A 20,934-nucleotide genomic window follows, 5' to 3' on the forward strand; every position below is an offset into this window, starting at 1 on the left:
CTCGGGCGCCGGGCGTCCGGGTGCCGGGCCGGGCGGGCGCTGGTAGGCCGGGGCCATGACGAAGCCCGACCGCCGCGCCGTCCTCGACGCCCTGCTCGAGCGCCACGGCACGACCTACGCGCAGGAGTCGGGGCTCCGGCTGGAGGACACCCCGGCGCCGCTCTTCGAGCTGCTCGTCCTGTCCTCCCTGCTGTCGGCGAACCTCCAGGCCGACCTGGGCGTGCGGACGGCGCGGTCGCTGCGCGAGGCGGGCCTGACGACGGCGGACAAGCTCGCCGGCGCGAGCGACGAGGAGCGGTGGCAGGTGCTCGCCGACGCGAAGTACCTGCGGAAGGAGCAGACGGCCCGCCAGCTCGGGCAGCTGGCCGAGCGCGCGCAGGAGGAGCACTCGGGCGACCTGCGGCGCCTGCGCGACGCGGCCTTCGGCGACGGCGGCGGTGGCCTGCCCGCCCTGCGCGAGGGGGTGGGCGCCTTCACGGGCATCGGCCCGCTCGGCGTCGACATCTTCTGCCGGGAGGTGCAGGCGGTCTGGCCGCAGCTGCGGCCCTTCGCCGACGAGCGCGCCACCGACCCCGCGAGGGCGCTCGGCCTGCCGCACGACGCCGACGGCCTGGCCGAGCTCGCCGGCACCGACGACCTGTCCGTCGTCGGCGCCGCGCTCGTGCGCTGCGGGCTCGCCGACGACGCCGACGAGGTCCGCGCGGCGGCCCGGTAGCCCGCCCGGCGGCCGGTGCGGCGCACAGCGACCTGCACGACAGGGCGTCGCGCAGCGTCGTCGCAGGTCAGCGACCTGTGGCGCCCGTCGACGACCCGTCGTGCAGGTCGGTGTGCGCGCATCCACCCCTCCGCCGGGGACCAGCAGCCGGGGCGCCGCGGGGACGGGCGGCCTCCAGCGGTGGCGCCCGTGCGGGCCGGTGCAGTTGCATGACCCCCATGCACCCGCGCGCAGGCCAGCCCGCCCGCCCCGAGGACCTCGTCGACGTCGACGCCCTGCTCTCGGCGTACGCGGACCGGCAGCCGGACCCGTCCGACCCGGGGCAGCGCGTCGTCTTCGGGACGTCCGGGCACCGGGGGTCGTCGCTCGACGGCGCCTTCAACGAGCAGCACATCCTCGCCATCACGCAGGCCATCTGCGAGTACCGCGCGCAGCAGGGCACCACGGGGCCGCTGCTCATCGCCCGCGACACCCACGCCCTGTCGCTGCCCGCGTGGCGCTCGGCCCTCGAGGTCCTCGTGGCCAACCGCGTCGACGTCCTCGTCGACAGCCGCGACGGGTACACGCCGACCCCGGCGCTCTCGCACGCGGTCCTGCGGCTCAACGGCCGCGGCACGGCCCCGGCCGACGAGGTCGTCGAGGGCGACGCGGACGGCATCGTCGTCACGCCGTCGCACAACCCCCCGCGCGACGGCGGCTTCAAGTACAACCCGCCGCACGGCGGCCCGGCGGGCTCGGACGCCACCGGCTGGATCGCCGACCGCGCCAACGCCCTCCTCGAGGCCGGGCTCGACGGCGTGCAGCGCGTGCCCTTCGAGGAGGCCCGCGCGCGCGTCGGGGAGTACGACTTCCTGCGCCACTACGTCGACGACCTGTCCTCGGTCCTCGACATGGACGCGATCCGCGACGCGGGGGTCCGCATCGGCGCCCACCCGCTCGGCGGCGCGGCGGTCGCCTACTGGGCCGAGATCGGCCGCACGTACGACCTCGACCTCACGGTCGTCGACGACACCGTCGACCCGCAGTGGGCCTTCATGACGCTCGACGGCGACGGCAAGATCCGCATGGACTGCTCGTCGCCCAACGCGATGGCCTCGATGATCGAGCAGAAGGACCGCTACGACGTCGCCACCGGCAACGACGCCGACTCCGACCGGCACGGCGTCGTCACGCCCGACGCCGGGCTGATGAACCCCAACCACTACCTCGCCGTCGCGATCTCCTACCTGCTCGAGCACCGCGGGTGGGGGAGCGAGGCGGCCGTCGGCAAGACCCTCGTCTCGTCGTCGCTCATCGACCGTGTGGTCGACGGCGCGGGCCGCCGTCTGCTCGAGGTGCCGGTGGGCTTCAAGTTCTTCGTCGACGGGCTGCTCGACGGGTCGGTCGTCTTCGGCGGCGAGGAGAGCGCGGGCGCCTCCTTCCTCCGCAAGGACGGCACCGTCTGGACGACGGACAAGGACGGGATCCTCCTGGCGCTGCTCGCCTCGGAGATCCGCGCCGTCACCGGCCGCTCGCCGAGCGAGCTGCACGGCGACCTGGTCGAGCGGTACGGCGCGTCGGCGTACAAGCGCGTGGACGCCCCGGCCGGCCGCGAGGAGAAGGCGCGGCTCGGGAAGCTGTCGCCCGAGGCCGTCACCGCCTCCGAGGTCGGCGGCGAGGCGATCACCGCCAAGCTCACCGAGGCGCCCGGCAACCACGCGGCGATCGGGGGGCTCAAGGTGACGACGGAGAGCGCCTGGTTCGCCGCCCGACCCTCGGGCACCGAGGACGTCTACAAGATCTACGCCGAGTCCTTCCGCGGCGAGGAGCACCTCGACCAGGTCCTCGAGGAGGCCCGCGGCGTCGTCGACGCCGCGCTGAAGGGGTGACCGGGGGCGACGACGAGCTCGGCGGCGCGACGGGAGGGCTGCGCGCCGCCGAGCGCGCGGCACTGGCCCGGGCCGTGGCCCTCGCCGCGCGCGGGCTGGGCGGCACGAGCCCCAACCCCGTCGTCGGCTGCGTCGTCCTCGACGCCGCGGGCGAGGTCGTCGGGGAGGGCTGGCACGCCCGCGCCGGGGGGCCGCACGCCGAGGTCGGCGCCCTGCGCGAGGCCGGGGCGCGCGCCCGCGGCGGGACGGCGGTCGTCACCCTCGAGCCCTGCGACCACACCGGCCGCACCGGGCCGTGCTCGCAGGCGTTGCTGGCCGCGGGCGTCGCGCGCGTCGTGCTCGCCGTCGCGGACCCGGACTCCCGCGCCGCCGGGGGCGCGCGCACCCTCGCGGCGGCGGGGGTCGACGTCGTCCGCGCCGACCCGGAGCAGGCGGAGGCGGCGCGTCGGGTCAACGAGGCCTGGCTGCACGCGCAGCGCACGGGCCGGCCGCTCGTCACGTGGAAGCTCGCCGCCACGCTCGACGGGCGCAGCGCCGCCGCCGACGGGACGAGCCGCTGGATCACCTCGCCGCAGGCCCGCGCCGACGCGCATCTGCTGCGCGCCCGCAGCGACGCCGTCGTCGTCGGCGTCGGCACCGTGCTCGCCGACGACCCGTCGTTGACGGTCCGCGACCTGCCGCCGACCGGCGACGCCGTCGCCGACGAGGCGCTCGCGGCCCGCGCGCCGCTGCGCGTCGTGCTCGACGCCGACGGGCGCACGCCCGCCGGCGCCGCGGTGCGCGCGGGGAGCGGGCCGGGGGCGGGGGAGTGCGTCGTCCTCACGGCCGCCGACGTCGGTCGGGGTCCGGCCGGCGGGGTGGACCTGCCGGGGGCGCTCGCCGCGCTCCACGCTCGTGGCGTGCGCTCGGTGATGCTCGAGGGCGGGCCGCGCCTCGCGGGCGCCTTCCTCGACGCCGGCCTCGTCGACCGGGTGCGCGCCTACCTCGCGCCCGCCCTGCTCGGGCAGGGGACCGCCGCCGTCGTGACGGCGTCGACCGGCGCCTCGATGGACACGATCGCTCGCCTCGAGGTGGCCGGCGTCGTGCGCGTCGGGCCGGACCTGCGGGTCGACCTGCTCCCGCAGCCCTGAGGGCTGCGGACGGCGCGGCCCAGCGGCCGACGGCGAGCGCGGACTTCGAGGGCCGGCGCCCGGCGTGCCAGCCCTCGAAGTCCGCGCCGGTGGGCGCGTTGTGGCGTGTCGGCCCTCGAAGTCCGCGCGCCCCTGCGGTCCGGGTCCCTCGGCGCCCGGACGTGCTGCTCGGCCCGGCCCGGGTGACGCTGCTCCGGTGACGACGCCGGCGCCCGAGCCCTTCCCCGCGTGGTTCTTCGAGCGCGACGACCCCTCGCCCGACAGCCGGTTCTACGGGCCGCAGCGGCTCGTCACGCACATCGACGACGCCGCGATCGCCGCGGTGGGCGACCTCTACGCCGAGCTCGGCGTCGACGGGTCGTCGCCGAGCCCGGACGGGCGCCCCCGGGTCGTGCTCGACCTCATGTCGTCGTGGGTCTCGCACCTGCGCCGCGCGCCCGAGGAGCTCGTCGTCCTCGGCATGAACGCCGCCGAGCTCGACGCCAACCCGATGGCGACCCGCCGCGTCGTCCACGACCTCAACATGGACCCGCGGCTGCCCCTCGACGACGCGTCCGTCGACGCCGTCCTGTGCTGCGTGTCGGTGGACTACCTCGTGCGCCCCGTCGAGGTGCTCGCCGACGCGGCGCGGGCGCTGCGGGCGGGCGGCCTCGTCGTCCTCACCTTCTCGAACCGCTGCTTCCCCACGAAGGCCGTCCACGGCTGGCTCGCCACGGACGACGACGGCCGCTGCGCGCTCGTCGCGGAGTACCTGCGCCGAGCCGGCGGCTTCTCCGAGCCCGAGGTCTCCCTGCGCACGCCTCCGGGGCCCGAGCGCGGCGGCACCTACCGCGGTGACCCGCTCTACGCCGTCGTCGCGCGCCGGGTCTGAGAGCGCTCGAGCGGGCGCACCGAGCCGGACACGAGCAGCGCCAGCGCGAGCAGGACGGCGACGACGGACACCGCCCGCAGCACCCCGGCCGCCTCCCCGAGCAGGCCGATGAGCGGCGGCCCGGCGAGGAACGCGACGTACCCGATCGAGGCGACGACGCTGACCCGCCCCGGCGCCAGGGCCGGGTCGTCGGCGGCGGCGCTCATGCCGAGCGGGAAGCCGAGGGCGATGCCGCCGCCCCAGAGGAGGGCGCCGACGAGGGCGAGCGGGAGGCTCGGCGAGAAGATGAAGAGCAGCAGGCCGACGAGGGAGACCGACGCCATGACGCGGATGGTCGCCACCCGCCCGAAGCGGTCGAGCAGGTCGGGGCCGTACCAGCGGCCCACCGTCATGGCTGTGAGGAAGACGGCGAAGGTCAGCGTGCCCAGGGCGGCGTCCGCGCCGTAGCCGTCGATGACGGCCACGGCGATCCAGTCGTTGGCCGTGCCCTCGGCGAAGGCGAAGGCGAGCACGAAGACGCCGATGAGGAGCGTCCGCGGCTCGGTCCAGGACGCGAACGCGCCGCGCGGGGCGACCGCGGGCGCCGCCGCGGGGGACGCCGTGGGCTCCGGGCCGGCCGCGAGCGAGGCGGCGGCGTCGGCGGGGGACCCGTCGACCGGCTCGTCCTGTGCCGGCCCACCACCCACCGGGCCGTCGTCCATCGGGTCGAGGTCGGCCGCGCTGTCGTCGGGGACGAAGGCCCGGGACCCGAGGGGGACGGCGACGGCCACGACGACGCCGACGACGGCGAGGTGCCACGGCACCGGCACGTCGAGGTGCACGAGCAGCGTGCCGAGCAGCGCCCCGGCCACCGTGCCGACGCTGAAGCCGGCGTGGAAGCGCGTCATGATCGTGCGCCCGACGAGGCGCTCGACGACAGCGCCGTGCACGTTCATGGCGACGTCCCAGGCGCCGTTCGCCAGCCCGAGGAGGAAGAGCCCGAGGACGAGCAGGGGCAGCGCCCCCGCCAGGACGCCGCCCGAGGCGACGACGAGCGCCGACCCGAGCAGCACGGCCGTGACGGCGACCATGCGCCGCGAGCCGATGCGGGCGATGACGGGGCCGGAGGCCGGGAGCGCGAGGACGGAGCCGGCGGCGATGGCGAGGAGCACGAGGCCCAGCGCGGCGGTCGACAGGTCGAGCCGGTCGCGCACCTGGGGGATGCGCGAGGCCCAGCTGGCGAAGGCGAAGCCCGAGCCGATGAAGGCGACGTAGGTCGCGCCGACCGCCCGGCTGACGACCGGGGCGGCGAGAGGGGTGGCGGTGCTCACGTGCGGGGGTCTCCGTCTCGGCCGGTCGGTGTCTCGGGGGGAGTCGCTGTCGGTGCGGTGGCGCCGCCGCCGGAGGCGGCCGTGCCCGGTGCGCGGTCGTCGGGACGCGCGCCGACGGCGCGGCGCACCGCCTCGCGGACGACGTCGCGGCCCATGGGGGCGGTGGACAGGAGGCGGTGCATGACGAGGCCCTCGACGAGGGCGTCGAGCCCGCGCGCCGTCGCCGGGTCGACGACCCGCTCGAGGACGCGGCGGCTCGCGGCCATCCAGCCCTCGGTGACCTCGCGCAGCGCCGGGTCCTTGAGCGCCTCGAGGTACAGCTCGTAGGTGACCGACCAGTCGGCCGCGCCCGCGCCGGCGTCGCCCATGACGAGGTCGGTGACGGCGTCGACGAGCTGCGCCGGTGTGCGCGCGCCGGCCAGCGCGGCCTCGTACTGCTGCGAGACCCGCTCCGAGAGCGCGCGGTACGCGGCGGCGCGCAGGTCGGCCAGCGAGGCGAAGTGGTAGGTCGTCGACCCGAGGGGGACGTCGGCCGCCGCCGCGACCCGCCGGTGCGTGGTGCCGGCGACGCCGTGCTCGGCGAGGACCTCGAGCGCCGCCGCGACGATGCGCTCGCGGCGGTGAGGGTCGGTGCGCCGCGGCCTCGGCGAGCGGGGGGCGGCCCCCGGCGTGGGCGACGCGCTCACGCGGACCGCCCGGCGTCGTCGTCGAGGGAGCGGACGACGCGGGCGGGGCTGCCGACGGCGAGGACGCGGGGCGGCAGGTCGCGCGTGACGACGGAGCCGGCGCCCACGACCGTGCCGGCGCCGATGGTGACGCCGGGGCAGACGACGACGCCGCCGCCCAGCCACACGCCGTCCTCGACGGTGATCGGCTCCGCGGCCTCCCAGCCGGCCCGCCGCAGCTCGGGGTCGAGCGGGTGCGTCGGCGTGAGGAGCTGGACGTGCGGGCCGATCTGGACGTCGTCGCCGATCGTGATGGCGGCGACGTCGAGGGCCGTCAGCCCGAAGTTGGCGAAGCAGCGCGCGCCGAAGCGCAGGTTGGCGCCGTAGTCCACGTGCAGGGGAGGGCGGATCGCCGTCCCCTCGCCGACGGCGCCGAGCAGGCGGTGCAGCAGCTCGGCGCGCAGCGTCTCCTGGCGCGAGCTCGTCGCGTTGTAGGCCTCGGCCAGCTCGATGCCGCGGTGGGCGGCCTCGGTGATCTCGGGGTCGTCGACGGCGCGGTACCAGTCGCCGTCGCGCATCCGCTGCGCCATGGACCGCGGGTCGCCGGCGAGCGGGTCGCCCGGCCGGTCGGCGGACGGGGGCGGCGCGGACTCGCTCATGTGGACGAGCGTACATACGCGGTGACGTGCGCAGGTCGGCCGAGAAGGGCTACGAACCCCGCGCCTGGCGCCGTCCCGCCCGGAGAAGGGCTACGAAGTCCGCGCAGGAGGGCCCCGGAGGCCGTGGGGCTACGGGGCCCGAGGTGGTGCGGGTCAGGCGGCGACGAGCGGCGCGCGCAGCGGGTGCTCGCCGCGGGGGAGGAGCACCTGGGCGGCGAGGCCCGTGCCGGCGTGCACGACGATCGGCGCCAGGAGGTTGGCCGTGCTGGCGGCGAGCGACGCCCCCGGCGTGATGACGACGAGCAGGAGCGCGTCGTCGGCCGTCTCGAGGCCGAGGCCCTCGACGTCGTCCTCCTCGACCTCCGGCGCGTAGTCGGGGAACCAGGCGCCGGGGGCGAGGACGACGAGGCGCACGTCGTCGGCCTCGAGCGACTGCAGGGAGTACAGGGTCCCCGTGTCGTCGAGGCGCACGAGCGCGAAGCGGGTGAGCTGCTCGAGGCCGGGGAGCGGCGCGACGAAGCGCACCTCGGGCAGGGCGGGCGGGGGCGTCGTCGCAGCGCTCACCGGAGGAAGTCTAGGAGCGTGGGCGTCGACGTCCGGGCGGCCGCGCCGAGGGCGGCCTGGTAGGCCTTCTCGTGCATCGACAGCTCCATGAGCGACTTGGCGAGGTCGACCTCCTCGACGTCGGCCTTCGCCGAGGTGAGGGAGAGCACGCGGTCCTCGCCGCGCGAGCGCAGCGAGTCCACGCGGGACATGCGGGTGCCGACGTCCGTGAGGGCCGTCGTCATGCGGCCCAGGGCTGCGTCGAGGTCGGCGAGCGCGGCGGAGGACTCGGCGGAGCCGGTCGTCATGGCGGTCGCCACGCGGTCGAGGACGGCGAAGACGGAGTCGTCGCCGGCGCCGAAGGCCGCGGTGCCCGAGGTGTCCACGCGGATGCTCGTGCCGGGGGCGAGGCCGCGCACGACCGACCCGGAGCCGGTGTCCGTCGCCGGCGAGACGACGCCGCCGGACTCGGTGAAGGCGCGGGGCTCGCCCGTCGTGCCGCCGAAGACCGGCCGGCCGAGGTAGGTCGTGTTGGCGATCGAGAGCACGTCGTCCCGCAGCCCGCGGACCTCGGTCGCCAGGGCCGACCGTGAGGTCGCGGAGTTGGCGTCGGAGCCGGCCTGCACGGTGAGGTCGCGCACGCGCTGCAGGACGGCGATGCCCTGCTGGAGCGCGCCGTCGGTCGTCCCGAGCCACGCGGTGGCGTCGGACCCGGACCGCGCGTAGCGGTCCTCGGCCGCGAGGGCCCGGCGCAGCTCGAGGGCCTTGTCGGTGCCGACGACGTCGTCCGAGGGCTTGTGGATGGCGCGGCCGCTCGAGACCTCGTCGGTGGAGCGGGCCAGGCGGGCCGCGGCCGTCGAGATGCCGGCCAGCGCCGAGGCGCCGCCACCGAGCAGGGTGGAGCGGCCGCCGACGCCGCCGGCGCTGGACAGGCTGGCGGAGATGCCGCTGACCGGACTCATCGTCCGACCACGCCGGTGCGGTTGATGAGCGTGTCGAGCATCTGGTCCACGGTGGTGAGCACGCGGGCAGCTCCTTCGTAGGCGCGCTGGTACGTGAGCAGGTCGACCATCTCGCTGTCGACGTCGACGGCGGTGGACGCGACGAGCGCCCCCCGGGCGGCGTCGCTGTTGGTCTGCGTCGCCGTGGCGCGGACCTCGGCGGCCGAGGCGGCGCCCGCGACGCCGATGACGAAGGTGCGCCACTGGCCGTCCGGCCCCGAGGGGTCCTCCGCCAGGGCGGCGACGGCGTCCGCGACCTCGACGCCGCGGCCGCCCCTCCCGGCGCGGACGTCGCTCGGGGCGATCGAGGCGGTGACGTTCGCCGCCGTGAGGGGTCCGCCGTCGGCCGCGGTGAAGACCGCGGGGTCGCCGTGGGCGGCGTTGACGCGGGTCGCGACGGACTGGGCGACCCGGTCGTAGCCGGCCATGACGCCGGGGATGGTCGTCGTCAGGGCCTCGGTGAGCGCGGCGGCGGCCCCGCCGACGGCGGCGGTCGCGCCGGTGTCGGCGAAGGTGACGGTCGTCGGGCCGGTCGCGGCGCCGCTCATGGCGAGCGGTCCGGCGACGGCGACCTGGCGCGCGACGGCGCCGCTGACGAGGGCCTCGCCACCGACGAGGACGTCGACGCCGCCGTCGGGGCGGGGCCGGCTCGTGGCGCCGACGAGCTGGGAGAGCTGGCGGACGAGCTGGTCGCGCTGGTCGGCGAGCTCGTGCGCGGTGGCGCCCGTCGTCTCGGTGATGGTGATGAGGCGGTTGTAGTCGGCCACGGACGTCGCGATGCTGTTGACCGAGGTCTCCAGCGTGCCGAGCTCGGCCCGCACGTCGCCCCACGTGGCGGCGGTCTGGGCCGCACCCTCGCGGAGCGTCGCGGCGACCTCCTCGCTGCGGCCGGCGACGGTGACGCGGGCGGCGGCGCCGCCGGTGCCCAGGGGGTCCTGGTCGCCGAGGGCCGACCAGGCCGTCCACATCTGCCCGAGCTTGTGCTGCAGGCCCGTGTCGCCGGGCTCGTTGAAGCCGGCCTGGACGGCGTCGAGCACGCCGGAGCGGGTGCTGGCCAGAGCGGCGTCGGCCGTGGTGATCTCGACGCGGCTGGAGGCCAGGCGGTCGGTGAGCCGGGTGATGTCCGCGACGGCCACACCGTTGCCGGTGGTCCAGCCGCGCACGTTGGAGATCGGGTTGACCGGTCCCGCCTGCGAGACGAGGTCCGCGCGCTGGCGGGTGTACCCGGGGGTGGCCGCGTTGGCGATGTTCTGGCCGGCGACGTCCATCGCGCGCCGCTGGGACTGCAGCGAGCTCAGGGCGACGGACAGGCCCTGGAAGGTGCTCATCGTGGTCTCCGCATCGGTGTGGGTCGTCGTCGGTCGGAACCCGGGACTGGGTCCGGGTGGCGGGGCGGGCGCGGGGCCCTCCTCCGTCGTCGCTCCATCGGCGCAACGGGCGTGGTGCTGAGGCTCTCCGCGGGAGGAGATCCGCGGGGGAGAGAGGTCAGAGCGCCTCGTCGACGAGCCGCGCGCGGGAGCCCGCGTCGGCCGCGCCGGAGCGGTGCCCGCCGCGCGGCCCGTAGGTCTGCACGGGGACGACGGGGGCGCCCGGGCCGACCTCGCCGAGGGAGGCCATGGCCTCGTCGAGCGCCCGGCGCCCGGAGGCGAGGACGTCGCGGTTGGCCGCCGCGGTGGCGCTGATCTCGCTCGTGAGGACGAGGAAGGCGTCGCGGTGCGCCCCGAGGACCTCGTCCCAGGGGGCGTCGACGGCCTCGGCGAGCTGGCGCAGGCCGGCGCCGGCGTCGACGCCGACCTCGGCGGCCACCGCCTGCACGTGCACGGCGCGCTCGAGCTCGGCGGCGCGGACCTGGTCGAGGACGACCTCCACCTCGCGGGTGGCGTGGGCGAGCCAGCGCGTGCGCCCGCTGGAGAGCACGAGCTGCTCCTCCTCCAGCTTGAAGAGCAGGAGCTCGAGCACCTCCCGCTCCCGCCACAGCACGTTCGACAGCTCTGCCAGGCCCATGACGGTCCTCTCCTCGGTGGTCCTCCCCGGGTGGTGGTCCGGGGGGCGTCCTGCTCCTGCGGCGGCCGGGCGGCCGGCAGGTGGTCCGGTGCGCCCATCGGCGGTCCGCTGCGACGGCTGAGCGGTCCGGGGCCGCTGGGAGCGGGGAGGGTGCGTCCGACCGGGTGGTCCGCGCCGACGCCGTGACCCGTCCGGGCTCAAGGCCCTCAGCCGCCGGGACGAGGACTGCAGCGTGATGATCCCGACGCAGCGCACGGCCGAGCCCGCCGCCCCGCGCACCGCGCGCGCCGCGACCGCTCCCCGCAGCGCCTCTCCCCGCTCCTCCCGCCGTGACGCGGCCGCCGTCGAGGCGCTCGTCACCGCACACCTGCCCCTCGTCGGCCACGTGGTCCGGGAGGTGGCCATGCGCCTCCCCGCGCACGTCGACTCCGGCGACCTCGCCGGCGCCGGCGCCGCCGGGCTGCTGCAGGCCGCGCGCGGGTACGACGAGGAGACCGGTGTCCCCTTCACGCGGTACGCGAGCACCCGCATCCGCGGGGCCGTGCTCGACGAGCTGCGGGTCATGGACCTCGTGAGCCGCGGCGTCCGCTCGCGCGGCCGGGAGATGCACGGCGTCGAGGACTCCCTCACCGCCACCCTCGGCCGCCGCCCCACCCGCGAGGAGCTCGCGGGGGCCATGGGCGTCGGCACCGCCGAGGTCGACCGTCGCCGGGCCGAGTCCGGCGTCACCGTCTCCAGCCTCGACGCCCCGGTCGCGGGCTCGGGCGACGGCGGCGAGGCGCTCGCCCGCACGTGGGCCGAGGGACTGGCCGACGAGCGGCCCGGTCCCGAGGAGCTGGCGCTGCGCGCCGAGCGGATGCGCGTCATGGGCGCCGGCGTCGCCGCGCTGCCGGAGCGGTTGCGGCGCGTCGTCGTCGGCACCTTCCTCGAGCAGCGCCCGCTGGCCGAGGTGGCCGAGGAGCTCGGCGTCACGGAGTCGCGCGTGAGCCAGCTGCGCACCGAGGCGCTCGGCCTCCTGCGCGCCGGCATGGAGGCCGTGCTCGAGCCCCAGCGCCCGGCCGAGGCCCCCGCGGGCGTCGCGGCCCGTCGCCGCGAGGCCTTCTACGCCGACGTCGCCCTGCACGCCGCCGCCGCGGGCGTCGGCAGCGCCGCCCGCTCCGCGCAGGCCCGCGAGGAGCTGGCCTCCCGCGCTGCGGCGCCCGCACGCACGGCCACCGCGGCCGCCGTGGCGGCGGCCGCCGCCGTGCCCGCGCAGCGCCAGACCGTGCGGCCGGCGCCGTGGGTGACGCGCCAGGCCCTGCTGGCCTGACCCGCCGCGCGCTCGGTCGTCACCCGGTCGGGTCAGCGGCCCGCAGTCCCCTCAAGTCCCCGTCGTGGGGGCCGATGAGGAGGGGGAGCCACCACGGACGGGGGCTCTCCGACCACCACCTGCTCCACCTCACGGAAGAGGACTCCAGTCATGGGTTTCCAGATCAACAACAACGTCGCCGCGTTCAACGCCTACCGGAACCTCTCGGTCACGCAGAACTCGGTGAGCAGCTCCCTCGAGAAGCTGTCCAGCGGCCTCCGCATCAACCGCGCGGCGGACGACGCGGCCGGCCTGGCGATCTCCGAGGGCCTGCGCAGCCAGGTCGGCGGCCTCAAGGTCGCCGCCCGCAACGCCCAGGACGGCATCTCGATGGTCCAGACCGCCGAGGGCGCGCTGGGCACGACCCACTCGATGCTTCAGCGCCTGCGCGACCTGTCGGTCCAGGCCGCCAACGACACCAACTCCGACAAGGCCCGCACCAACATCGACACCGAGGCCAAGCAGCTCGTTGCCGAGCTCGACCGGATCGGCAAGTCGACGTCCTTCAACGGCACCAACCTGCTCGACGGCACGGCCACCTCGGTCAACTTCCAGGTGGGCGCCAACTCGGACGCGACCGTCAACGCGATCGTCGTCGACCTGTCCTCGGCGAGCGTCACCGGTGTCGCGACCGCGCTCGGCGGCCTCGACTTCAGCGACGCTGCGGGTGCGCAGGCGGCGATCGGGACGATCGACACGCAGATCGAGACGATCTCCACGGCCCGCGCGAACCTGGGTGCGGTCCAGAACCGCTTCGAGTCCACGATCAAGAACCTCAACGTCTCGATCGAGAACCTCACCGCGTCGGAGAGCCGCATCCGCGACACCGACATGGCCTCGGAGATGGTCAGCTTCACGAAGTCCCAGATCCTGTCCCAGGCCGGCACCGCGATGCTGGCCCAGGCCAACCAGATGGGCCAGGGCGTCCTGTCCCTGCTCCGCTGACCAGCGCGGGCACCGCCCGCACCCAGCACCACGGCACCACCAGCACGCCAGCGGCGGGCCGGACCCCACGGGGACCGGCCCGCCGCTGCCGCGTCCAGGTCGCCACCCGGTCGGGTCAGCGGCCCGCAGTCCCCTCAAGTCCCCGTCGTGGGGGCCGATGAGGAGGGGGAGCCACCANGGACGGGTGGCGAGGTGGTCAGGCGGCTCAGGTGGGGCTCATGAGGGCCGATGCACCAGACGTCAGCGCTCCGCCGGCACGAGGCCGCGGGGCTCAACCGACGCACGGACGCGAGGAGCACTGCCATGGCCGGAGGGCTGTCGATCGGGGGCCTGTCGAGCGGGCTCGACACGACGACCATCATCAGTCAGCTCATGGCGGTGGAGTCGCAGTCGCAGACCGCGCTGAAGAACCGCGCCACCGCGGTGGAGAAGCAGATCACCGCCCTGCAGTCCATCAACACGCGGTTCAGCTCCATCACCGCCGCGGCGGCCAAGCTCCTCCCGTCGACCTCCCTCGGCGTGACCTCGCCCGGGGCGGCGTGGACCGCGACGACGGCGACGTCGTCCTCCACGGCCGTCACGGCGACGGCGAGGGCCTCCGCAGACGCCCGTCCGGGGTCGGTCAGCTTCTCGGTCAACCAGCTCGCGACGAACCACTCCGTCGTCACGGGCGCTCCCGCCGCTGCCGACCAGACCGTGGTCGCGGGCCCCCCGTTCGAGGTCTCGATCGAGTTCCCCGCGGCCGGCACCGACGCCGTCCGCCTGCTCGTCGGGGGCAACGGCACGGTCAGCGACGTGGCGGCCGCCATCAACGGCGACGCCTCGCTCGGGATGCGCGCCACGGTGCTGCAGGTCTCCCCCGGGGAGTTCCGGCTGCAGGTCTCCAGCTCCACGCCGGGTGCCGCGGGCGAGTTCCAGATCACGGGGATGGAGGAGGCGCTCGGCGAGGAGGTCCTGCTCGTGCAGGGCCGGGACGCCGAGATCGACCTCGGAGGCGGCTTCCTGCTCACCTCGGCGACGGGGTCCTTCGACGACCTCCTGCCGGGAGCCTCCATCCGCCCGACCGCCGTCAACGGTGAGGTGGTCACCGTCACCGTCGCGAAGGACACCAGCGCCGGGTCGGCCGCCGCCAAGGCGCTGGTCGAGACGGTGAACACCGCTCTCGCCGAGCTCCGCTCGCAGAGCTCCTCGACCCCCGGGTCCGGCGGCACCAAGGGCGTCTCAGGAGCGCTCGCCGGCGACGCCGTCGTGCGGTCGACGATCCAGGACCTGCTGTCGGCGGTCTCGGGCTCGTCGGACTCGGTGGCCCCGGCGGGTGTCCAGCTGACCCGTGACGGGACCCTCGTCTTCGACCAGGCCGCGTTCGACGACCTCATGGCCAAGGACCCCGCGCGCGCCGAGGCGCTCGTCTCCGGCCTGGCGGAGAGGGTCAGAGCCGTGGCCGACCGGGCGAGCGACCCGGTCAGCGGCACCTTCACCACCGCGATCACCGGGCGTCGCAGCACGGTCACCGACCTCAACGACCAGGTCGAGCGCTGGGACACCCGGCTCGAGCTGCGGCGCACCACGCTGGAGCGGCAGTTCGCGTCCCTCGAGACGGTGCTGTCCGGACTCAAGTCGCAGTCCTCCTACCTCTCCAGCCAGATCGCCGGTCTGCCGACGTACGGCTGAGCGACGGCCACGACCGACATCGGCCGGTCGTCGCGCCCCCCGGAGGTGCCGCCACCACGGCGGCGCTGCCCCGACCGCACCACGACGAGAGGGACCACCCGTGCACAACCCCGCCGCCGCGCGCGCCCGCTTCCTCGCCGACGCCGTCGCCACCGCGTCGCCGGCCAAGCTGCTGACGATGCTCTACGACCGGCTCGTGCTCGACCTGTCCCGCGCCGAGCGCGCCCAGGCCGCGGGCGACCGCGCCACGGCGAACGCCCAGCTGCAGCACGCCCAGGACGTCGTCACCGAGCTCCACAGCTCGCTCGACACCTCGGGCGCCTCCGGGTGGGCCGGCGCCGCCGGCCTCGCCGGGCTCTACACCTTCCTCGCCTCCGAGCTCGTCGAGGCGAACATCACCGGCGACGTCGCCCGCACGGCCGCCTGCCGGGGCCTCGTCGAGCCGCTGCGCGACGCGTGGCACCAGGCCGCCCAGACCGTGGCCCAGCAGTCCGCTCCGGCGGGCCACGCCACCCCCGTCCTGCCCTCCCAGCGCACCGGGGCGGCGAGCGTCACCGCCGGCACCGGCGGCCTCCTCTCGGTCAGCGCCTGACCCCGGTGGCGGACACGAGCAGCCGGCGCGGGGGGCTCCTCCCCGCGCTGCGGGCGCGGCAGCAGGAGCGTCGCGCCGCCGTGCCCGCGCCCCGGGACGGCCGCTCGGACGGGCGCCCGGCGCCGCGGCGCGACGGCGACCGCGCGCCGGTCGTCGACGCCCCCGCGCCCGTCGGGGACGACGACCGCGGGCGGGCCTTCCGCGCGCGGTGGGAGGCGGCGCTGGGCGAGCTCGAGCTCGAGGTCGCCGCCGCCGAGGACCTCCTCGCCCGGCTGCACCACCAGGCCGAGGCCCCGCCGGCGACCCCGCGCCGCCCCTGGGCGCCGCCCGTCGGGCTCGGCCCCCTGCCCGCGCCCCTGGCCGACCGCGCCCGCGCCCTCGCCGAGCGCCAGGCGCGCACCGCCGAGGCCCTCGGGCGCGCCATCGTCCTCAACCGGCGCCAGGCCCGCGCCGTCGACGCCCTCGCCGACGCCCGCGAGACCCGCCGCGACGGCGAGCAGGCGCTCTACCTCGACGTCGCCCTCTAGCTCTCGCGCACGGCCTCCACGGCCGACGCCACCGCCCCGCGCTCGACGACGAGCCGCGGGGCGTCGTCGCGTCGTCGTCCCCTCCCGGGACCCGACGTCGTCCCCTGCCGCCGCCCCCCTGGAGGCGACGTGTGGCCATGTCGCCCCTCCGGGCGGCTCTGCGGGGGCGACATGGCCACACATCGCCCTCCGTGGGGCGGCCCTAGGGCGACATGGCCACACATCGCCCCTCGCGGGGCGGGGGGAGCGGGGGAGCGCGCCCGGAGGCGCATCGCCGCAGCGCACCCGACGCCGCCGGCGGCGGAGGCGCGCCGGGGCGTCACCCTCCTGGCGCATCGCGTGATCACCCGCCCGGCCCTGCGCTCAAGGGAACCACCCGTGCGGCCGAAGCCACCTGTGAGCCAAGGAGCGGCTCACCCCCCGGCCACGGACTGGCCGCCGCACCACCTCCCGGCCTCGCCGGGGGGACGAGCCGAAGGCAGGGCACGCCGGTGTTCGCAGACGTGACGAGCGTGGCGCTCAGGGTCGCCATGGACGGGTTGTCGGCCCGCCAGCGGGCCATCGCCGACAACGTGGCCAACATCGACACCCCCAGCTTCCTCGCCGGCCGGGTGCAGTTCGAGGACTCGCTGCGCGACGCCGTGCGGTCGGGCGAGACCCGCCGCGTGGCCTCCACCGGCCACACCACCGCGCGCTCCCTCGAGCCGACGCGCGAGGACGGCAACAACGTCAACCTCGACACCGAGACCATCTCCAACACCGACACGGTGCTGCGCTACCAGCTCGTCACGCAGGCCGTGACGGACCGGATGTCGCTGCTGCGCACCTCGATGCGGACCCAGTGAGGCTCCCGTGACCATCTTCCAGGCCATCGGCATCGCGGGCACCGGCGCCACCGTGCACCGCAAGTGGCTCGACGCCATCAGCGACAACATCGCCAACGTCAACACGGCCCGGCCGACGACGGAGGCCGCCTACCAGGAGAAGCGGGTGCTCGCGGAGGCCGTCGACTACGGCGCTGGCACCGGCGGCGTCCGGGTGGCGGGCATCGCCGCCGGCTCCACGCCGGGGGGCCGCCTCGTCTACGAGCCGAACCACCCCTACGCCGACGCGGAGGGCTACGTGCGCTACCCCGACGTCGACCTCAGCAGCCAGATGTCGCAGATGATCATGGCCCAGCGCGGCTACCAGGCGAGCCTCGCCGTCGTCGACCGCGCCCGTGAGTCCTACATGGCCGCCCTCCGGATCGGCGGCGGCGCGTGAGCGTCATGGGGGTCGAGGCCATCGGCTCCGTCGGCGTCCGCGGCGTCGCGCCGAGCCTGCCGTCGCTGCCGACGGGCTCCGTCGCCCCGGCCGGCCTCGTGGAGCAGCCCTCGAGCAGCGCCGACGTCACCCGCGCCTTCGGCGCGGCCATGGCCCAGGGCCTGCAGACCGTGCAGTCGATGGAGGCCACCGCCGACGTCAAGGCCGTGCAGGCCGCGACGGGTGACCTCACCGACGTCCACGACTACGTGATCGCCGCCAACCAGGCGAAGCTCGCCACCGAGCTCACCGTCGCCGTCCGCAACAAGGCCGTCGAGGCCTTCTCCGAGATCATGAGGTTGCAGGCCTGATGGGTGCCGCCGCGGGAGCCCTCGAGCCCCTCAAGAAGCTGGGGGCGAGCTTCGGCTCGTCCACCGCCGCGCAGAAGGTCGTCGCCATCGTCGCCGTCGTCGCGCTCGTCGCCGGCGGGGTGCTCTTCTGGCGCTGGGCCAGCGCCCCGACGATGACGCCGCTGTTCTCCAACCTGGCGATGGCCGACGCCGGCGCCATCACCGAGCAGCTCGACAGCACGGGGACGCCGTACGAGCTCGCCGACGGCGGCTCCACGGTCCTCGTGCCGCGGGACCGGGTCTACGACCTGCGCCTCGACATGTCCGCCGCGGGCCTGCCCGGCGACGCCGGCACGGGCTACGCGCTCCTCGACGAGCAGGGCGTCACCGCCTCGCAGTTCCAGCAGCGCACCACGTGGCAGCGCGCCCTCGAGGGCGAGCTCGCCACGACGATCGGCTCGATCGCGAGCGTCGAGAGCGCCCGCGTGCAGCTGGCCATCCCCGAGGACGACGTCTTCGCCGACACGGCGGGCACCCCCACGGCGTCCGTCCTCGTGACCACGCGCCCCGGGCAGGAGCTCACGGGCGGCCAGGTGCAGTCGGTCCTCAACCTCGTCTCCTCGAGCGTGGAGGGCATGAAGCCCGAGGACGTCACGATCGTCGACGCCGCCGGGACCCTCCTGTCCGCGGCCGGCGCCGGCGGCGCGGCGGGCGGCATGCGCGACCAGCAGACCACCGACTACGAGAGCCGCGTGCAGGGCGACCTGCAGCAGGTGCTCGACCGGGTCGTCGGCCCGGGCAAGGCCGTGGCGACCGTGACGGCGGACCTCGACTTCGACGACGTCCGCAGCACCGAGGAGGTCTTCACGAACCCCGAGGGCGGCCCCCTGGCGCTCGCCGAGAGCGGCTCCGAGGAGGAGTACACCGGGGCGAGCGGCGCGCTCGTCGGCGGCCAGCTCGGCGGCACGGGGATCTTCGGGCCCGACAACATCGCGGTGCCGACGCAGCAGACCCAGGGCGTCGACGGGGCCGACGCCGGCGGGTACACGAACTCGAGCACCGACCGGACGAACGGCGTCAACAAGACGACGACGCAGACGCAGGCCGCCCCGGGCGGGGTCCGCCGCCAGTCGGTCTCGGTCGTCGTCGACACCGAGGCGTCGCGCACCATCGACCTGCAGCAGCTCCAGGAGGCCGTGAGCGCCGCGGCCGGCATCGACGCGGCCCGCGGCGACGTCCTCAGCGTCTCGCAGATGCCCTTCGACACCGCCGGTGCGGACGCCGCGGCGGAAGCGGCGGCCGCGGCCGACGCGGCGGAGGCCGCCGACGCCCGGACGGCGCTCATCCAGACGGTCGCGGTGCTCGCCGTCGTCCTGCTCCTCCTCGTCGTCGCCGCCATCGCGGCCCTGCGCCGGCGCAAGAAGCGGGGCGAGGAGGAGCCGCTCGACCTCGGCCCGATGGAGCCGGTGCCCGCGCCGGCGCCGCCGCCCACCGAGGCGATCGCCGCCGTCCCGGCGCCGCGCCCGGCCCTCGAGCAGGTGGCCAAGCCGCCGGCCGCGGTCGCCCGCGAGCAGGTCGTCGAGCTGGCCGAGAGCTCGCCCGACGACGTGGCCGAGCTCCTCCGCGGCTGGCTCACGGCGGACAAGCGGTGAGCGCCCTCGCCGTCCGCGGGGAGCCCGGGACCCTGACGAGCAGCCAGAAGGCCGCCGTCGTCCTCGTCCAGCTCGGCCGCGAGCACGCCGCCCGCGTGCTGTCGCGGATGGGCCCGGTGGAGGTCGAGGAGCTCGCCGCCGAGATCGCCCAGCTGGGCGCGCTCGACCCGCAGGTCGCCGACGACGTCATCACCGAGTTCCGCGAGCTGGCGGAGTCGGGCGGGATGCAGGTCACCCGCGGCGGCGTCGCCGTCGCCCGCTCCTTCCTCGAGGCGACGCTCGGCAGCACCCGCGCCGACGACGTCATGGAGCGCGTCGCCATCGCGACCCCCGGCAAGGTCTTCGAGTTCCTCCTCGAGATGGACCCCCGCCAGATCCTCAGCTTCCTCACCGGCGAGCACCCGCAGACGACGGCGCTCGTGCTGGCGCACCTGCAGCCGGTGCAGGCGGCCACCGTCCTCGCCGGCCTGCCGGGCGAGGTGCAGACCGAGGTGGCGCACCGCATCGCGGTGATGGACCGCCCCGACCCCGACCTCGTGCAGCTCGTCGCCGAGGACCTGTCCCGCCGCAGCTCGACGATCATCCCGGCGGCCGCCTCCACGGCGCCCGTCGGCGGCCTCCAGCCGCTCGTCGACGTCCTCGCCCGCGCCGACCCGGCGACCGAGAAGCTCGTCCTCGAGGGCCTCGACACGGTCGACGCCGAGCTCGCCGAGCAGGTGCGCCAGCGGATGTTCGTCTTCGACGACATCACCGGCCTCGAGGACAAGGCGGTCCAGCTGCTGGCCCGCCAGGTCGAGACGGCCGTGCTCGCCCTCGCCCTCAAGGGCACGGCGGACGCGACGCGCGACAAGGTCCTGTCCAACGTCTCCGAGCGGGCCCGCGAGAACCTCCTCGAGGAGATCGACCTGCTCGGCGCCGTCCGGCTCTCCGACGTCGAGGAGGCCCGCGGCTCGGTCGTCGCCGTCATCCGCGGCCTCGAGGCTTCAGGCGAGATCGTCCTGCGCCGAGAGGGTGCTGATGAGTACGTCTCCTGAGGTCCTCGTGCCGGCGCCGCGCGCGCACCACCCGTCCGGGCCAGACGCGGTCACCCGACCGGCCGCTGCTGCGTCCCACCGACCCGCCGCTGCTGCGTCCCACCGACCCGCCGCTGCTGCGTCCCACCGACCCGCCCCCTGGCTGGCCGCCGGCCCCGCCGCTCCCGACGCGGGACGGGCGGCGGGGTACGCGGCCGGGTACGCGGCGGGCTGGGCGCAGGGCGCGGCCGCGGCCGACGAGCGCGCGCGGGCGGCCCTGGAGGCCGAGACGGCGCGCCGCCTCGAGGCGGAGGAGCGCCGCGAGGCCAGCTCGCGGCTCGCGCTCACGGCGCTGCTGCGCGCCGCCTCGGACCTCGAGGCCCGCGACGCGCCCGCGCTCGCCGACCTCACCGACGCCCTGGCCCGCACGGGCCTGGAGCTGGCCGCGGCCGTCGTCGGCGCCGAGGTGCGCGCCGGGGCCGGCGCCCGCGCGGCGCTGCTGCGCGCCCTGGCCCCGTGCCCGCCCACGGGCCGGATCACGGTGCACCTCCACCCGGCCGACCTCGTCGAGGTCCGCCGCGCGGGCGACGTCCCGGAGGGCGTCCAGCTCCTCGAGGACCCCGCGCTCGGGCGCGGCGACGCCGTGGCCGAGCACCCCGGCGGCAGCGTCGACGCGCGGCTCGACCAGGCGCTGCAGCGCGCCGCCGACGTCCTGCTCGGCGGCGGCGCGTGAGCGTCCCCCTGCAGTCCGGTCACCCCCTGCAGTCCGGTCACGCCGTGCAGGTCGGGCAGCTCGCGCAGGCCGGGCAGCTCGGGGGAGCGGCCGCC

At 76.4% G+C, this 20,934-nt stretch carries 22 protein-coding genes; 15 read left to right on the forward strand and 7 right to left on the reverse strand.

Features of this window, described 5'->3' with window-relative positions; translation table 11 throughout:
* Positions 1-55 precede the first annotated feature (55 nt).
* The 4 genes from WDV85_RS06025 to WDV85_RS06040 all read left to right on the forward strand — a co-directional run bounded on the left by WDV85_RS06025 (position 56) and on the right by WDV85_RS06040 (position 4,584).
* A complete protein-coding gene (locus WDV85_RS06025) occupies positions 56-715 on the forward strand; it encodes an endonuclease (RefSeq protein ID WP_339569781.1) in 660 nt (219 codons plus the stop codon).
* A gap of 218 nt (positions 716-933) precedes the next feature.
* Positions 934-2,583 (forward strand): phosphoglucomutase (alpha-D-glucose-1,6-bisphosphate-dependent), encoded by a 1,650-nt coding sequence (gene pgm, locus WDV85_RS06030; RefSeq protein WP_339569782.1) that lies wholly within the window; start codon positions 934-936, stop codon positions 2,581-2,583.
* Positions 2,584-2,621: 38 nt separating this feature from the next.
* On the forward strand, positions 2,622-3,713 hold the full coding sequence (gene ribD, locus WDV85_RS06035) for a bifunctional diaminohydroxyphosphoribosylaminopyrimidine deaminase/5-amino-6-(5-phosphoribosylamino)uracil reductase RibD (protein WP_445263239.1): 1,092 nt from the start codon (positions 2,622-2,624) through the stop codon (positions 3,711-3,713).
* 196 nt (positions 3,714-3,909) lie between these two features.
* Entirely contained in the window at positions 3,910-4,584 is a 675-nt protein-coding gene (locus WDV85_RS06040) for a methyltransferase domain-containing protein (protein WP_339569784.1), read from the forward strand.
* Here the strand turns inward: WDV85_RS06040 and WDV85_RS06045 are convergent.
* The 7 genes from WDV85_RS06045 to flgN form a co-directional block, all read right to left on the reverse strand.
* Positions 4,557-5,894 (reverse strand): MFS transporter, encoded by a 1,338-nt coding sequence (locus tag WDV85_RS06045; RefSeq protein ID WP_339569785.1) that lies wholly within the window; start codon positions 5,892-5,894, stop codon positions 4,557-4,559. The genes WDV85_RS06040 and WDV85_RS06045 overlap by 28 nt on opposite strands.
* Positions 5,891-6,580 (reverse strand): TetR/AcrR family transcriptional regulator, encoded by a 690-nt coding sequence (locus WDV85_RS06050; RefSeq protein ID WP_339569786.1) that lies wholly within the window; start codon positions 6,578-6,580, stop codon positions 5,891-5,893. The genes WDV85_RS06045 and WDV85_RS06050 overlap by 4 nt, the downstream gene beginning before the upstream one ends.
* Positions 6,577-7,218: a sugar O-acetyltransferase gene (locus WDV85_RS06055; RefSeq protein WP_339569787.1), complete on the reverse strand. Its 642-nt coding sequence runs from the start codon at positions 7,216-7,218 to the stop codon at positions 6,577-6,579. The genes WDV85_RS06050 and WDV85_RS06055 overlap by 4 nt, the downstream gene beginning before the upstream one ends.
* Positions 7,219-7,371: 153 nt before the next feature.
* Positions 7,372-7,782, reverse strand: a complete 411-nt coding sequence (gene fliW, locus WDV85_RS06060; protein WP_339569788.1) for a flagellar assembly protein FliW — start codon at positions 7,780-7,782, stop codon at positions 7,372-7,374.
* Entirely contained in the window at positions 7,779-8,723 is a 945-nt protein-coding gene (locus WDV85_RS06065; RefSeq protein WP_339569789.1) for a flagellin N-terminal helical domain-containing protein, read from the reverse strand. The genes fliW and WDV85_RS06065 overlap by 4 nt, the downstream gene beginning before the upstream one ends.
* Positions 8,720-10,090 (reverse strand): flagellar hook-associated protein FlgK, encoded by a 1,371-nt coding sequence (gene flgK, locus WDV85_RS06070; RefSeq protein ID WP_339569790.1) that lies wholly within the window; start codon positions 10,088-10,090, stop codon positions 8,720-8,722. Before flgK ends, WDV85_RS06065 begins: the two co-directional genes overlap by 4 nt.
* 157 nt (positions 10,091-10,247) lie before the next feature.
* A complete protein-coding gene (gene flgN / locus WDV85_RS06075) occupies positions 10,248-10,766 on the reverse strand; it encodes a flagellar export chaperone FlgN (protein WP_171203144.1) in 519 nt (172 codons plus the stop codon).
* Between the two features lie 235 nt (positions 10,767-11,001).
* Between flgN and WDV85_RS06080 the strand changes: the two genes are divergently transcribed.
* The 11 genes from WDV85_RS06080 to WDV85_RS06130 all read left to right on the forward strand — a co-directional run bounded on the left by WDV85_RS06080 (position 11,002) and on the right by WDV85_RS06130 (position 20,839).
* A complete protein-coding gene (locus WDV85_RS06080; RefSeq protein ID WP_339570199.1) occupies positions 11,002-12,075 on the forward strand; it encodes a sigma-70 family RNA polymerase sigma factor in 1,074 nt (357 codons plus the stop codon).
* A 150-nt stretch (positions 12,076-12,225) separates the two neighbouring features.
* Positions 12,226-13,059, forward strand: coding sequence for a flagellin N-terminal helical domain-containing protein (locus tag WDV85_RS06085; protein ID WP_339569791.1), 834 nt, complete (start codon positions 12,226-12,228; stop codon positions 13,057-13,059).
* A 303-nt stretch (positions 13,060-13,362) separates the two neighbouring features.
* Positions 13,363-14,730 (forward strand): flagellar filament capping protein FliD, encoded by a 1,368-nt coding sequence (gene fliD, locus WDV85_RS06090; protein WP_339569792.1) that lies wholly within the window; start codon positions 13,363-13,365, stop codon positions 14,728-14,730.
* 100 nt (positions 14,731-14,830) lie between these two features.
* Complete coding sequence (gene fliS / locus WDV85_RS06095) at positions 14,831-15,322, forward strand: flagellar export chaperone FliS (protein WP_339569793.1); 492 nt, start codon at positions 14,831-14,833, stop codon at positions 15,320-15,322.
* An 80-nt stretch (positions 15,323-15,402) separates the two neighbouring features.
* Positions 15,403-15,849: a hypothetical protein gene (locus WDV85_RS06100; protein ID WP_339569794.1), complete on the forward strand. Its 447-nt coding sequence runs from the start codon at positions 15,403-15,405 to the stop codon at positions 15,847-15,849.
* Between the two features lie 491 nt (positions 15,850-16,340).
* The gene (flgB, locus tag WDV85_RS06105) at positions 16,341-16,694 is read left to right on the forward strand and encodes a flagellar basal body rod protein FlgB (RefSeq protein WP_339569795.1); all 354 of its coding nucleotides are present in this window, start codon (positions 16,341-16,343) and stop codon (positions 16,692-16,694) included.
* A 7-nt stretch (positions 16,695-16,701) separates the two neighbouring features.
* Positions 16,702-17,112 (forward strand): flagellar basal body rod protein FlgC, encoded by a 411-nt coding sequence (locus WDV85_RS06110; protein WP_339569796.1) that lies wholly within the window; start codon positions 16,702-16,704, stop codon positions 17,110-17,112.
* Positions 17,109-17,462 carry a flagellar hook-basal body complex protein FliE gene (locus tag WDV85_RS06115; protein WP_212771051.1) on the forward strand — a complete coding sequence of 118 codons (354 nt, stop codon included), beginning with the start codon at positions 17,109-17,111 and terminating at the stop codon, positions 17,460-17,462. Before WDV85_RS06110 ends, WDV85_RS06115 begins: the two co-directional genes overlap by 4 nt.
* Positions 17,462-19,093, forward strand: a complete 1,632-nt coding sequence (gene fliF, locus WDV85_RS06120) for a flagellar basal-body MS-ring/collar protein FliF (RefSeq protein ID WP_339569797.1) — start codon at positions 17,462-17,464, stop codon at positions 19,091-19,093. Before WDV85_RS06115 ends, fliF begins: the two co-directional genes overlap by 1 nt.
* Entirely contained in the window at positions 19,090-20,127 is a 1,038-nt protein-coding gene (fliG, locus tag WDV85_RS06125) for a flagellar motor switch protein FliG (protein ID WP_339569798.1), read from the forward strand. The genes fliF and fliG overlap by 4 nt, the downstream gene beginning before the upstream one ends.
* Positions 20,111-20,839, forward strand: a complete 729-nt coding sequence (locus tag WDV85_RS06130; protein WP_339569799.1) for a FliH/SctL family protein — start codon at positions 20,111-20,113, stop codon at positions 20,837-20,839. Before fliG ends, WDV85_RS06130 begins: the two co-directional genes overlap by 17 nt.
* Positions 20,840-20,934 lie beyond the last annotated feature (95 nt).

It is taken from the genome of Pseudokineococcus sp. 5B2Z-1 (assembly GCF_037482305.1).
In the GTDB taxonomy this organism is placed as follows: Bacteria; Actinomycetota; Actinomycetes; order Actinomycetales; family Quadrisphaeraceae; genus Pseudokineococcus.

Bases quoted from the DNA above. Each gene is read 5' to 3' on its own strand.
- WDV85_RS06025 (WP_339569781.1), top strand. From the start codon at position 56: ATGACGAAGCCCGACCGCCGCGCCGTCCTCGACGCCCTGCTCGAGCGC.
- pgm (WP_339569782.1), top strand. From the start codon at position 934: ATGCACCCGCGCGCAGGCCAGCCCGCCCGCCCCGAGGACCTCGTCGAC.
- WDV85_RS06055 (WP_339569787.1), bottom strand. From the start codon at position 7,218: ATGAGCGAGTCCGCGCCGCCCCCGTCCGCCGACCGGCCGGGCGACCCG.
- WDV85_RS06065 (WP_339569789.1), bottom strand. From the start codon at position 8,723: ATGAGTCCGGTCAGCGGCATCTCCGCCAGCCTGTCCAGCGCCGGCGGC.
- flgK (WP_339569790.1), bottom strand. From the start codon at position 10,090: ATGAGCACCTTCCAGGGCCTGTCCGTCGCCCTGAGCTCGCTGCAGTCC.
- flgN (WP_171203144.1), bottom strand. From the start codon at position 10,766: ATGGGCCTGGCAGAGCTGTCGAACGTGCTGTGGCGGGAGCGGGAGGTG.
- WDV85_RS06080 (WP_339570199.1), top strand. From the start codon at position 11,002: ATGATCCCGACGCAGCGCACGGCCGAGCCCGCCGCCCCGCGCACCGCG.
- WDV85_RS06085 (WP_339569791.1), top strand. From the start codon at position 12,226: ATGGGTTTCCAGATCAACAACAACGTCGCCGCGTTCAACGCCTACCGG.
- fliD (WP_339569792.1), top strand. From the start codon at position 13,363: ATGGCCGGAGGGCTGTCGATCGGGGGCCTGTCGAGCGGGCTCGACACG.
- fliF (WP_339569797.1), top strand. From the start codon at position 17,462: ATGGGTGCCGCCGCGGGAGCCCTCGAGCCCCTCAAGAAGCTGGGGGCG.
- WDV85_RS06130 (WP_339569799.1), top strand. From the start codon at position 20,111: ATGAGTACGTCTCCTGAGGTCCTCGTGCCGGCGCCGCGCGCGCACCAC.